Source organism: Pseudomonas sp. P5_B2 (assembly GCF_056400445.1).
The window spans coordinates 1-13,094 of the sequence record NZ_JBFULH010000093.1 but is presented as its reverse complement, the minus strand read 5'-3'; the positions used below and the strand labels follow the sequence as shown (position 1 = coordinate 13,094).

General features: G+C 59.7%; 11 protein-coding genes. 1 reads left to right on the top strand and 10 read right to left on the bottom strand.

The window, feature by feature from the left end; genetic code table 11:
- The 9 genes from AC1DRJ_RS11015 to argS all read right to left on the bottom strand — a co-directional run.
- Nucleotides 1-523: TetR/AcrR family transcriptional regulator (locus AC1DRJ_RS11015; protein ID WP_477802158.1), on the bottom strand; the 523-nt coding region annotated here is incomplete at its 3' end.
- A 59-nt stretch (nucleotides 524-582) separates the two neighbouring features.
- Entirely contained in the window at nucleotides 583-2,265 is a 1,683-nt protein-coding gene (gene phaC, locus AC1DRJ_RS11010; protein ID WP_477802157.1) for a class II poly(R)-hydroxyalkanoic acid synthase, read from the bottom strand.
- A 121-nt stretch (nucleotides 2,266-2,386) separates the two neighbouring features.
- On the bottom strand, nucleotides 2,387-3,247 hold the full coding sequence (gene phaZ / locus AC1DRJ_RS11005) for a poly(3-hydroxyalkanoate) depolymerase (RefSeq protein WP_477789768.1): 861 nt from the start codon (nucleotides 3,245-3,247) through the stop codon (nucleotides 2,387-2,389).
- A gap of 259 nt (nucleotides 3,248-3,506) precedes the next feature.
- Entirely contained in the window at nucleotides 3,507-5,186 is a 1,680-nt protein-coding gene (gene phaC, locus AC1DRJ_RS11000; RefSeq protein WP_477802156.1) for a class II poly(R)-hydroxyalkanoic acid synthase, read from the bottom strand.
- A gap of 258 nt (nucleotides 5,187-5,444) precedes the next feature.
- Nucleotides 5,445-5,822 carry a gamma-butyrobetaine hydroxylase family protein gene (locus AC1DRJ_RS10995; protein ID WP_477802155.1) on the bottom strand — a complete coding sequence of 126 codons (378 nt, stop codon included), beginning with the start codon at nucleotides 5,820-5,822 and terminating at the stop codon, nucleotides 5,445-5,447.
- A gap of 119 nt (nucleotides 5,823-5,941) precedes the next feature.
- On the bottom strand, nucleotides 5,942-7,282 hold the full coding sequence (gene hslU, locus AC1DRJ_RS10990; RefSeq protein ID WP_477802154.1) for an ATP-dependent protease ATPase subunit HslU: 1,341 nt from the start codon (nucleotides 7,280-7,282) through the stop codon (nucleotides 5,942-5,944).
- 55 nt (nucleotides 7,283-7,337) lie between these two features.
- The gene (gene hslV, locus AC1DRJ_RS10985; RefSeq protein WP_046031180.1) at nucleotides 7,338-7,868 is read right to left on the bottom strand and encodes an ATP-dependent protease subunit HslV; all 531 of its coding nucleotides are present in this window, start codon (nucleotides 7,866-7,868) and stop codon (nucleotides 7,338-7,340) included.
- 228 nt (nucleotides 7,869-8,096) lie between these two features.
- Nucleotides 8,097-8,807, bottom strand: coding sequence for an SPOR domain-containing protein (locus AC1DRJ_RS10980; protein ID WP_007948953.1), 711 nt, complete (start codon nucleotides 8,805-8,807; stop codon nucleotides 8,097-8,099).
- A gap of 1 nt (nucleotide 8,808) precedes the next feature.
- Nucleotides 8,809-10,545 (bottom strand): arginine--tRNA ligase, encoded by a 1,737-nt coding sequence (gene argS / locus AC1DRJ_RS10975; protein WP_477802153.1) that lies wholly within the window; start codon nucleotides 10,543-10,545, stop codon nucleotides 8,809-8,811.
- Here argS and AC1DRJ_RS10970 point away from each other — a divergent pair.
- A complete protein-coding gene (locus tag AC1DRJ_RS10970) occupies nucleotides 10,544-10,666 on the top strand; it encodes a hypothetical protein (RefSeq protein WP_477802152.1) in 123 nt (40 codons plus the stop codon). The two genes, argS and AC1DRJ_RS10970, sit on opposite strands and share 2 nt — an antisense overlap.
- 101 nt (nucleotides 10,667-10,767) lie before the next feature.
- On the opposite strand, the gene AC1DRJ_RS10965 is transcribed toward AC1DRJ_RS10970, so the two are convergent.
- A complete protein-coding gene (locus tag AC1DRJ_RS10965) occupies nucleotides 10,768-12,987 on the bottom strand; it encodes a primosomal protein N' (protein ID WP_477802151.1) in 2,220 nt (739 codons plus the stop codon).
- Nucleotides 12,988-13,094: the final 107 nt, after the last annotated feature.

Below are 13,094 nucleotides of genomic sequence, written 5' to 3'. Positions count from 1 at the left end.
CCACCAGCCTCACCTCGCCCTCGCGATCCAGAATCCGCTGATAGTCCAGCGAGAACAGCAGCGTCATGGTGATCTGCTCCACCAGTTGTCCCAGCGCCTGGGTGTCGCTGACCAACTGCCCTTGGGCCTTCAACCGCGCCAGCAACGATGCCAGTGTGCGCTTCAGCGCATTGAGCAGGTTGCGTATGCCCTTGGCCAGTTTTGGCAGGCGCCCGGCGAGGTTAGACAGGTCCTGGAACAGAAACCGATAATGCGCCAAGCGTTCGACGATCAGGTGCAGGAACAGCCAGTAGTCGTCCGGTGCCAGTTCGACATCGGAGGGGGGGTCGAGTAACGGTGCCAGTTCAGACTGAAAGCGTTCGAACAACCCGAGAATCAGCGGCTCCTTGCCGTGAAAGTGGTAATAGAGATTGCCAGGGCTGATGCCCATCTCATTGGCAACTTCCATGGTGGAGACGTTCGGTTCGCCTTTCTCATTGAACAACTGCAAAGCACATTCGAGAATCCGGTCGCGGGTTTTCATCCAGTCTTCTTATGGGTCGAGTCAGGCCACGGCCAGTGTCGGCCGTGGTTGGTTGATCGTCAGCGCACTCGCACGTAAGTACCGGGTGCTGCCTCCTGCGGTGGATAGTTCTGATTGCCAAGGGTCGTGTGGGTTTCTTTTAGCGCGCCCGAGCGTTGCTGAATCCACACCAGCCATTGTGTCCACCAACTGCCGTCGACTTGTTTGGCGTCGTAATACCAGGCCCGTGGGTCGCTGCTCAGTTTTGTGCCTTCGACGTAATTGGCTTTCGGGTTGCTCGGCGGGTTGAGAATGCTCTGCACGTGACCGCTGTTGGACAAGACAAAACGTCGCTCGCCACCCAGCAACAGTGTCGAGCGGTACACGGCATCCCATGGTGTGATGTGGTCGTTGATGCCGGCGACGCTGAAGCTGTCGACGGTGACTTTCTGCAAGTCGATGGGGGTGCCACACACTTCAAGGCCGCCCGGATGGCTCAGCGGATTGTGTTTGAAGAAGTCCAGCAGATCGCCATGAAAGGCTGCCGGAAGCCGCGTGTTGTCGTTGTTCCAGTAGAGGATGTCAAACGCTGGCGGTTCTTTGCCCAGCAGGTAGTTGTTGACGAAATAGCTCCAGATCAAGTCGTTTGGACGCATCCAGGCAAAAACCTTGGCCATGTCGCGCCCTTCCAGCACGCCTTTTTGATAAGACTTGCGCTTGGCCGCCTCCAGGGTCTGTTCGTCGGCAAAAAGGGTCGCCGGAGAGTCCATTTGACTGTCGAGCAAGCTCACCAGATAGGTCGCGCTGGACACTCGCCGCAGTTGCCGTTTGGCCTGCAAGTGACCTTGCAGCGCGGCGATGGTCAACCCGCCGGCGCACGCGCCCATCAGGTTGACTTCGCGAGCACCGGTGATCGCCCGGCACACATTCATCGCCTCTTCCACGGCTTCAACGTATGTCGACAGCCCCCATTCGCGATGGCGCACATCCGGATTGCGCCAACTGATCATGAAGGTTTGCAGGCCGTTCTTCAGGGCGTACTGGACAAAGCTGTTGTGCGGGCTCAGGTCGAAAATGTAGTACTTGTTGATTTGCGGCGGCACCACCAGCAGCGGTTTGGAGTACTGTTTTTCGCTCATCGACTTGTACTGGATCAGTTCCAGCAGTTCGTTGCGAAACACCACGGAACCGCTCGTCGTGGCAACGGTTCTGCCCACTTCGAAGGCTTGCTTGGTGACTTGCCGGGGCAGGCCGTCGTTGTGCAAAAAGTCGTCGACCAGATGGCTGAGACCCCGCACCAGGCTGGTGCCGCCGGAATTGAAGAGCTCCTTGATCGCCAGTGGATTTAGCAGGGTGTTGGACGGCGACACGGCGTCATTGAGCAAGGCAAACGCAAAGTGCGCGCGAGCGCGGTCGTCAGGGGACATCGCGCTGTCGTCGATCCAGCTTTTGACCTGTTTCTGCCAGCTTAGGTAAGCCTGCAGGCTGCGGCGATAAAAAGGGTTGAGACTCCATGCCGGGTCGTTGAAGCGACTGTCCTGCGGATTGGTCGGGTGCAACGTTTCACCCAGCAACACACGTCCCAATTGACCGCCCAGTTTCAAGGCGTGTCGGGCGCTGTGCACCGGATTGCGCAAGCCGTGGGCCGCCACACTGCGCAGGGTCGAAATCAGGTCCCGGCCACGCAGGCCGGTAATCGCACTCTGTGCGTTGATGAACGCGGCGGGAGTGGGCAAATGATCTCTCGCTGGTTTGTCGCGCATGTCTCAACACTCCTTCGTTTCAAGCCAAAAACAAACACACTTAACCCGTTCACCATAGACGCTGTTGTGGGTTGTTGCGCGGCGCGGCGTCCTGCCGGCCTCCAGGAAAATGCTTGCGTCTTTAACCTCGCGATGGCGACGGATGCGGATGCGGATGCATCACGGCACGCTGACGTTCTTCTTCGAGGAATTTCATGATGATCGGTGCTACCGCTTCGGCGCGAGTAATCAGGAACAGATGCCCGTCATCGATGATGTGTAATTGGGCATTGGGAATTCGCCAGGCCAGCAGGCGCATGTTGATCAACGGGATCAGAGGATCGTCGTCGCCAGCCAGGACCAGGGTTGGCTGATTGATCTTGTGCAGCCAGTGAATGCTGGTCCAGCCAAAACCGGCAAACAGCTGCCAGTAATAACCGAGCTTGCCCGCTGAGCGGACTTTCGCCGCGTGGTTGGCCGCCAGGGTAGGATCGCGCCGAAACGCGCCACCATAGATCATCGGCGCAATGCGTATCACGTGAGATGGCTGGATGTAGCGCCGTGGACTGGCCATCATCCATAGCACTTTCGGTTTGCCCGGCACCATCACAGCACCGGCCGCCGTGGCCGCCAACACGAGTTTTTTGCAACGCTCGGGATAGGAATACGCAAACTGCTGCGCAAGCGCGCCTCCCCAGGACACGCCAACCACGTTGACTTGCCCGTAGTCGAGGTAGTCGAGCATCCGCGCCGTGAGTTTCGCCAGGCCCGGAAAGCGATAAGGCCGACGCGGTGTCGACGAGCCGCCGACACCGGGTACGTCGAAAGCAATCACTTCCAGATCCGGGTCCAACGCCGCGACGAACGGAAACACCAGCTCCAGGTTGGCGCCGATGCCGTTGAATATCAGCAAGGGCGTCAAATGAGGCTTGCCGGGGCGTACCGCCGTGCGGAGAGTCTGGCCATCCAGTTCGACGGTACGAAAAATAAACGGTTGCGGCATGCTTCAGGCCTTGTGGTTCGCTATCCCAATTTCACCCCCCGGTCCCTGTAGGAGCTGAGCTTGTGTGGCGAGGGGGCTTGGCGAAACGTCGCACTGCCCCGTTGGGGCGCGAAGCGCACCTAAAACCAGTCACCGCGATCTGTAATCAGAACGCGTGTCCGGTTTACGACTGCTTCGCAGCCGAACGGGGCGATGCGGYGTACCGACAAGCCCCCTCACCACACAAGCTCGCCTCCTACAGGGGCGCGAGGTGTGTCAGTTACCGCTCATGAACATAAGTACCCGGCGCTGCTTCACCGGCGGTGAAGGTTTTGTTGCCCAGGCTGGTGGGCGCCTTTTTCATCTTGCCCCCACGCTCGGCTTGCCATGCCTGCCAGTGCAGCCACMAGGAATCGGTGTGCTTGGTGGAGTTCTCCTGCCACTCCTCGGCCTTGACCGGCATCTCGCTGTTGGTCATGTAACGTGATTTCGGATTGCCCGGCGGGTTCAGAATGCTCTGGATATGCCCGMTGCTAGACAGTACGAATTCGACCTTGCCGCCAAACAGTTGCGAGGACTTGTAGCAGGACTTCCATGGAGTGATGTGGTCGGTGGTGCCGGCCAGGCAGTAGATGTCGGCGGTGACTTGTTTCAAGTCAATCGGCGTACCGCACACTTCCAGTGCATTGGGGCGGATCAGTGGATTACTTTTGAACATTTCGATCAGGTCGCCGTGGAACGCGGCCGGCAACCGTGTGGTGTCGTTGTTCCAGAACAGGATGTCGAACACCGGCGGTTCGTTGCCCAGCAGGTAGTTGTTGACCCAATAGTTCCAGATCAAGTCGTTGGGACGCATCCAGGCGAAGACTTTCGCCATGTCGCGGCCTTCCAGCACACCGGCCTGATAAGACTGGCGCTTGGCGGATTCCAGAGTTTGCTCGTCGACAAACAGGGCGACGTCGCTGTCCAGGGTGGTATCCAGCACGCTGACCAGCAGCGTCAGGGAGTTGACCTTTTTCTCGCCGATTGCCGCGTAATGGCCCAGCAGCGCGGTGCAGGTGATGCCACCGGAGCAGGCGCCGAGCATGTTGATGTCTTTGCTGCCCGTGATGGCGCTGACCACATCGACCGCTTCCTTGAGCGCTTCGATGTAGGACGTCAGGCCCCACTCGCGCTGCTCTTTGGTCGGGTTGCGCCAGCTGACGATAAAGGTCTGCAGGTTACTGCGCAGGCAGTGGCGCGCCAGGCTCTTTTCCGGGCTCAGGTCGAAAACGTAGAACTTGTTGATCTGTGGCGGCACCACCAGCAGTGGGCGCTCGAACACTTGCTCGGTAATCGGCTTGTACTGGATCAGCTCCAACACGTCGTTGCGGAACACCACGACGCCTTCGGTCACAGCCAGACTCTTGCCAACTTCGAATGCGCCCATGTTGACCTGGCTCGGCATACCGCCGTTGTGCACCATGTCTTTGGCGAGATGAGAGAGGCCGTCGAGCAGGCTTTTGCCGCCAGTTTCGAAGAAGCGTTTGACCGCCGCCGGGTTGGCCGCCGAGTTGGTCGGGGCCATGGCTTCGGTCATGAGATTGATCACGAAATGCCCGCGAGCGACATCTTTGGGCGACAGTTTACTGTCGTCGATCCACTCGTGAAGTTCCTTGCGCCACGCCAGGTACGTTTGCAAATAACGCCGATAGAGCGGGTTCTGAGTCCAGGCCGGATCGTTGAAACGACGGTCTTCGGGTGTCGGTTGAAGTGCGGATTTACCAAACACCACGTTCTTCAATTCAAGACCGAAATGGGCCACATGCTTGGCACTGTGAATCGGTTGTTTGATGGCCTGTCTGAGCACCATGCGAGCAGAAGCCAAAAGATCCTTACCGCGCAGCCCAACGACCGGATTCAGCCCCAAGGTGTTTTCCGAGGCTTGTGATTTCAAGTCATCGTTATTCTTATTACTCATCTACGACGCTCCATTGCCCTGAGACGAGTACCTGGGGCTGACTGAGTAGTCAAAAAGCCAATGCCAGGTACTGCAACTTGGGTGACCGATAATTCTGCATCGCTGCTTTTTAGTTCAGAGAGCATTGCAGGGAACTTGCCAGTTCCATTGGTTACCCGAGTTTAATTTTTTTCGCAAGCAGGCCATTCATTGGCCTTTGAGCCGAGCATTCAAACAGATGAAATTAGAAAATGCCTTCTAAAGAGCAAGAAGGCCGGTTTAGAGCATTAGCTTGACGATGGATTCGTTCGGGTCGCGGGTTTTTCCGGCGGCTTTGAGCTCGGCAAGATAGTCTTCCCAGAGTGCGTCATAACGTCGCGCCAGCTCGTACAGGTATTCCCAGGTGAACAGACCGCTGTCGTGGCCGTCGTCAAAGGTCAATTTCAGTGCGTACTGACCGGCCGGTTCTACCTTGGTCAGGCCGACATTGATCTTGCCAAATTGCAGAATGGGTTTGCCGTGGCCCTGGACCTCGGCGGAGGGAGAGTGCACGCGCAGGAACTCGGCGGGCAGGTGATATTCCTCACCGGACGCGTATTTCAGCGACAGGGYTTTCGAGGCTTTGTGCAGTTTGATGTCGGTGGGGAGTTGGGTCATGACCTGGAGTCCGTCTGTACGCGCGTGGTCTGACTCCTATAGGAGCACGGCTTGCCGGCGATGGCGATCTCAAGTGCGCGATCGCCAGCAAACTGTACTCCTACAGAGGGTCGCTTGGCTTACAGGATATAACGGGACAGGTCTTCGTTCTGCGCCAATTCGCCCAAGTGGCTGTTGACGTAATCGGCGTCGATCATGATCACCTTGCCGTCATGGGCGCTGGCCAGATCACCGGCGCTGAACGACACCTCTTCAAGCAGACGCTCAAGCAAGGTGTGCAGGCGACGGGCACCGATGTTCTCGGTCTTCTCGTTGACCTGCCAGGCGATCTCGGCAATGCGCTTGATACCGCTCGGCTGGAACTCGATGCCCAGGCCTTCGGTTTTCAGCAGGGCGCAGTATTGCTCGGTAAGCGATGCATGCGGTTCGCTGAGAATGCGTTCGAAATCTTCCGGCGTCAGCGCCTTGAGCTCGACACGAATCGGCAAACGTCCTTGCAGCTCAGGCACCAGGTCGCTCGGCTTGCTCAGGTGGAACGCACCGGAAGCAATGAACAGGATGTGGTCAGTCTTGACCATGCCCAGCTTGGTGTTGACGGTGCAGCCTTCGATCAGCGGCAGCAAGTCGCGCTGTACGCCTTCACGGGAGACATCGACACCACCGGAATTACCACGCTTGGCGACCTTGTCGATTTCGTCGATGAACACGATGCCGTGCTGCTCGACCGCTTCCAGCGCCTTGGCCTTCAACTCTTCTTCGTTGACAAGGCGACCAGCTTCTTCGTCGCGCACCAGTTTCAGCGCTTCCTTGACCTTGAGCTTGCGGCTTTTCTTCTTGCCCTTGCCCATGTTGGCGAACAGGCTCTGCAACTGGTTGGTCATTTCTTCCATGCCAGGTGGCGCGGAGATGTCGACGCCGGCCATTTCGGCGACTTCGATTTCAATCTCCTTGTCGTCCAGCTGACCTTCGCGCAGGCGCTTGCGGAACAGCTGGCGGGTGTTGGAGTCCGCCGACGGCGCAGCGTCTTCGTTGCTGAAACCCATGCGTGCCGGTGGTAGCAGTGCGTCGAGGATGCGCTCTTCAGCGGCATCTTCGGCGCGGTGGCGCACTTTGGTCATTTCCTGTTCGCGCAGCAATTTGATTGCCGCGTCAGCCAGGTCACGAATGATCGATTCAACGTCGCGGCCCACATAGCCGACTTCAGTGAACTTGGTTGCTTCGACTTTGATGAACGGCGCATTGGCAAGTTTGGCCAGGCGACGGGCGATCTCGGTTTTGCCGACACCGGTCGGGCCGATCATCAGGATGTTCTTGGGCGTTACTTCAACGCGCAGCTCTTCTGGCAGCTGCATCCGGCGCCAGCGGTTACGCAACGCGATGGCGACGGCGCGCTTGGCGTCGTCCTGGCCGATGATATGGCGATTGAGTTCGTGGACGATTTCACGGGGAGTCATGGACATAGTATTTAGCGGACCTCAAGCAAGAATGAGCCGTGGCGCGATGGCCAGCAGGGGCTTACTCGGCGCAGTCCTGCTCCTCAATGGTCTGGGTGTGATTGGTGAATACGCAGATGTCGGCGGCGATGCCGAGGGCGGTTTCGACGATTTCCCGGGCCGACAGATCGGTTTTCTTCAGCAGTGCGCTGGCAGCGGCCTGGGCATAACCGCCGCCGGAACCCATGGCGATCAGGCCTTCTTCGGGTTCGACCACGTCACCGTTGCCGGTGATGATCAGAGACGCGTCTTTGTTGGCGACCGCGAGCATGGCTTCGAGGCGGCTGAGGGAGCGGTCGGTGCGCCATTCTTTGGCGAGTTCGACGGCAGCACGAACCAGGTGACCCTGATGTTTCTCAAGCTGGCCTTCGAAACGTTCGAAGAGGGTGAAGGCGTCAGCGGTGGCCCCGGCAAAACCGGCGATAACCTGGCCGTGGTACAGGCGGCGAACTTTCTTCGCGTTGCCTTTCATCACGGTATTGCCCAAGGAAACCTGGCCGTCGCCGCCCATGACGACTTTGCCGTGGCGGCGAACTGAAACGATGGTGGTCAAGGGAGAGTCTCCACGCAGCGGGGCGAAAATGCCTTATGCCAACTCATATGGGGGTGGTGGAGTGGATTTCAACTGTAGGACGCGGCGGGAGACGAGTGGTGTGAGTCTGTGAGGGATGATCGTTCCCACGCTCCGCGTGGGAATGCCTCCGAGGGACGCTCCGCGTCCAGTGACGCGGAGCGTCACGGGCTACATTCCCACGCGGAGCGTGGGAACGATCAGAGGAGGTCAGCGGCTTTGGCGTTGTTGTAACAGCAGGTTGCTAAACCCTGCGCCGGCCAGTTGTTTCTGCGCGGTGGTCAGTTGTTCGCGGTTGCTGAACGGCCCGACCAAAACGCGATACCAGGTCTCATCCTTCACCGTGCCGGACTCAACCGCCACTGCCTGACCCAGCAAAATGATCTGTGCCCGGACCTTGTCTGCGTCAGTTTGTTTGCGGAACGAACCGGCCTGCAGGAAGAACTTGGTCACGGGCGCCGCTTTCGACACCGGTGGTGCTGGCGGCGGGGTAATCCCGGCCAGGGCAGCCTGAGCCCGTGCCGTATCAATCTTCGCCGCTTCCGCAGGCGTCACCGGCGTGGTCGGAATGGCCGGCACTTGTGGTGTCGGCAGGGTTTTCTCCGGCACGGCATCCGGCGGCACGATCACTTCCGATTCCGGCAGCAGGGTGTAGAAGTCGTATTTCGGCTTCACCGGTTGCGTCGGGCTCGGCGGCGTCTTGTTGGCTTCGGCGATCTTGGTGGCCTTCTGTTGCTGCTCCACCTTCTCGCGCTTGACCGTGTCACTGCCCTTGCCAGGTTCCAGTTTCATCAGGAAGACGATGAACGCGCCGACCGTCAGGCCGATGGCCATCCACAGCCAGCCCGGAATCGGCTGTTTTGCAGGAGCTTGGTAACGGCTGGCGCCACGCTTGGGTGCAGGTTTTTTCTTGGCAGCCAACTTACATACGCTCCAGAGTTTCCAGACCCAAGAGTTCCAGGCCTTGCTTGAGGGTGCGGCCGGTCAACGCGGCGAGGCGCAGACGGCTTTGCATTTGCGCCGGGGTGTCGGCGCTGAGGATCGGACAGTTCTCGTAGAAACTGGAGAACAGGCCGGCCACATCGTACAGGTAGGTGCAAAGAATGTGCGGCGTGCCTTTGTCGGACACGTTGTTCAGGATTTCGCCGAACTGCGCCAGTTTGGCAGCCAGTTCGTGTTCGTGTTCCGCTTCGAGCACGATCTGGCCTTCGACTTCAGTGAAGTCCTTGCCCAGTTTGCGGAACACGCCAGCGACGCGCGTGTAGGCGTACAGCAAGTACGGTGCGGTGTTGCCTTCGAAGTTGAGCATCAGGTCGAAGTTGAAGCTGTAGTCACTGGTGCGGTGCTTGGACAGGTCGGCGTATTTCACCGCGCCGATGCCTACGACCTTCGCGATGTTGCGCAACTCGTCATCGGCCAGCTCTGGATTCTTGTCCTTCACCAAGGTGTAGGCGCGTTCCTGGGCTTCGGTCAGCRGGTCGATCAGCTTCACGGTGCCGCCATCGCGGGTTTTGAATGGACGGCCATCTTTACCATTCATGGTGCCGAAGCCCATGTGTTCCATTTCCATCGGGTGCGTCACGAAACCGGCCTTGCGCGCCACGGCGAACACTTGCTGGAAGTGCAGGGCCTGACGCTGGTCGACGAAGTACAGTGCGCGATCAGCCTTGAGCTTGCCGCTGCGATAACGCACGGCCGCCAAATCGGTGGTGGCGTAGAGGTAGCCGCCGTCAGCCTTGACGATGATCACTGGCAGCGGGTCGCCGTCGGCGTTCTTGAATTCGTCGAGGAACACGCACTGGGCGCCATTGCTCTCGACCAGCATGCCGGCAGCCTTGAGGTCATTGACCACGTTGATCAGGTCGTCGTTGTAGGCACTTTCGCCCATCACGTCGGCCATGGTCAGTTTGACGTTCAGCAGCTCGTAGATTTTCTGGCAGTGGGACAGGGAAATGTCTTTGAATTTGGTCCACAGCGCCAGGCAGTCCGGGTCGCCGGCTTGCAGCTTGACCACCAGGCCACGAGCGCGATCCGCAAATTCTTCGGATTCGTCGAAGCGCTGCTTGGCCGCGCGGTAGAAATTTTCCAGGTCCGACAGCTCATCGCTGGTGATCGGGTTTTCTTGCAGGTAGGCCATCAGCATGCCGAACTGGGTACCCCAGTCGCCCACGTGGTTCTGACGGATTACCTCGTCGCCGAGGAATTCCAGTACGCGCGCAACACCGTCACCGATGATGGTCGAGCGCAAATGGCCGACGTGCATTTCTTTGGCGAGGTTCGGTGCCGACAGGTCGACCACGGTGCGCTGCACTGGGCCGGCCTTGCGTACGCCAATTTTTTCGTCGGCCAGCGCGGCGTCCAGGCGAGTGGCCAGGGCCTCGGTGTTCTGGAAGAAGTTCAGGAAGCCGGGGCCGGCGATTTCGGTTTTGCTGACGTTTTCATCAGCCGGCAGCGCGGAGATGATTTTTTCGGCCAGGTCACGGGGCTTCATGCCGGCCGGTTTGGCCAACATCATGGCGATGTTGCTGGCGAAGTCGCCGTTCTTCTTGTCGCGGGAGTTTTCCACCTGGATCGCCGGCGACAGGCCTTCAGGCAACACACCTTCGTTGACGAGTTGGGTGATGGCTTGTTGGATCAGCTGGCGAATGGTGTCTTTCATGGTGGTCTCTTTCGACCGCAAGCGCGGTACGCGCTTCGATGCGCTGGTGGAAAAACTGGGCATTATCCGTGGCGAAGACGGGCTTGCCAACTATAGCGGGCAGGTTATGGATACGTGGTGACCATTTAGCCGGTATCGCGAGCAGGCTCGCCCCCACCCTGATTAGATGAGCGCCACAGCTCTCCTGTGGGCGCTAGCCTGCTAGCGATGGCGGACTCTGAGTTAGTACAAGTCGACCGGATCGACATCGAGAGACCAACGCACCGCCCGTCCGCTCGGCATCTGCTCCAACACCAGCAGCCAGCTGCTCAACAACCGATGCAGTGGCGCCCGAGCCGTAGCCTGCAACAACAACTGTGCCCGATAACGTCCGGCGCGGCGCTCCATCGGCGCAGGCACCGGCCCCAGCAGCTCGATCCCGGTCAGGCCTTGCTCGGCCAACAAACGCTCGGCCTCGCTGCACGCTTCATCAAGAAACCCTTCGGCCTGCCCTGGTTTGTGCGCTTCTGCCCGCAGCAGCGCCAAATGGGCAAAAGGCGGTAACCCAGCTGAGCGGCGTTCGCTCAACGCTTGCTCGGCAAAGGCGAAATACCCTTGCTCGGTCAGTTGCACCAGCAGCGGGTGGTCCGCCAAATGCGTTTGGATGATCACTTTGCCCGGCTCTTCCGCCCGCCCGGCGCGCCCGGCGACCTGAACAATCAACTGCGCCATGCGCTCGCTGGCGCGGAAGTCGCCGGAGAACAGCCCGCCGTCGGCGTCGAGAATCGACACTAGCGTCACCCGTGGAAAGTGATGCCCTTTGGCGAGCATTTGCGTACCCACCAAAATGCACGGCTGGCCTTTTTGAATGGTAGCGAACAGCTGATTCATTGCGTCCTTGCGCGACGTGCTGTCACGGTCGACCCGCAGCACCGGAAAGTCCGGGAATAAAATCGCCAGCCGTTCCTCGGCGCGCTCGGTACCAGCGCCCACGGGCCGTAAATCGACTTTGCTGCATTTCGGGCAGCGCCGGGGCACGCGTTCGACGTAGCCACAATGGTGGCAGCGCAACTCGCCGGAACGCTGGTGCACGGTCATCCGCGCATCACAGCGCTGGCATTCAGACATCCAGCCGCAGTCGTGACACAGCAGCGTTGGTGCGAAGCCGCGACGGTTGAGGAAGACCAGTACTTGCTGGCCGGCGGCCAGCGTCTGACCGATTGCTTGCTGCATCGGCCCGGAAATGCCGCTGTCCAACGGGCGACTTTTTACATCCAGGCGCAGGAAGCGCGGTTGCTTGGCACCGCCGGCCCGTTCGTTCAGCCGCAGGAGACCGTAACGGCCGGTGTAGGCGTTGTGCAGGCTTTCCAATGAAGGCGTGGCGGAGCCGAGGACAATCGGGATGTTTTCCTGCCGGGCGCGGACCAATGCCAGATCGCGGGCGTGATAGCGCAAACCTTCCTGCTGTTTATAGGAGCCGTCATGCTCTTCGTCGATGATGATCAGGCCGGGGTTCTTCATCGGCGTGAACAGCGCTGAGCGTGTGCCGATAATAATGTCGGCGTCGCCGTCCCGAGCCGCGAGCCAGGCTTCCAGGCGTTCGCGATCATTGACCGCCGAGTGGATCAATGCGATGCGCGCATTGAAGCGCTGTTCGAAGCGCGCCAGAGTCTGCGGGCCGAGGTTAATCTCCGGGATCAGCACCAGTGCCTGTTTGCCAGCCTCAAGGGTTTCGCGGATCAGCTGTAAATAAACTTCGGTCTTGCCGCTGCCGGTGACGCCGGCCAGCAAAAACGCGTGATAACTGTCGAAACCTGCGCGGATGGCTTCATAGGCCGCGCGTTGCTCCGGGTTGAGTGGCAGTTCCGGTTGTGCCAGCCAGTGTTCGTGACGCGCGCCGGGGGCGTGCTTGCGGATTTCTACCTGGACCAGGTCTTTGGCCAGCAGCAAATCCAGGCTGTCTTTGCTCAACATCAGTTTGCTCAGCAATTGATGGGCAACGCCGTGGGGATGCTGGGCCAGTGTCGCCAATGCCTCGCGCTGGCGTGGTGCCCGGGCAATGCGCGGATCATCCAGGCTGGCGCCTGGCGCGGCAGACCAGAAACGTTCCTGGCGCGCTTCGGCCAGTTCGCCCTGGCGCAGCAACACCGGCAGCGCCCAACTCAAGGTGTCGCCCAGGCTGTGCTGGTAATACTGGGAGGTCCACAGGCACAGCTTGAACAGCGCCGGTGGCAGTGGCGGCGTGGCGTCGAGCAGGGCCAGCGCGGGTTTGAGCTTTGCCACCGGCACTTCGCTGGTATCGGTGACCTCCACCAGAATCCCGATCATTTCCCGCCGACCGAATGGCACCCGCAGGCGCATGCCCGGCTGCAGCTGGGCGCGCAGGACTCCGGCCGGGGCACGGTAATCGAACAGGCGGCGCAGGGGCGAAGGCAGGGCGAGGCGCAAAATGGCGTCGGGCACGCGAGAAGTTCTCTTTGGGCGGGCAATAAATGAAAAAACTGGCGCATAACCTGTGGGAGCCTGCTCGCGATGGCGGTGTGTCAGACACCACAAATGCAGGCTTACAC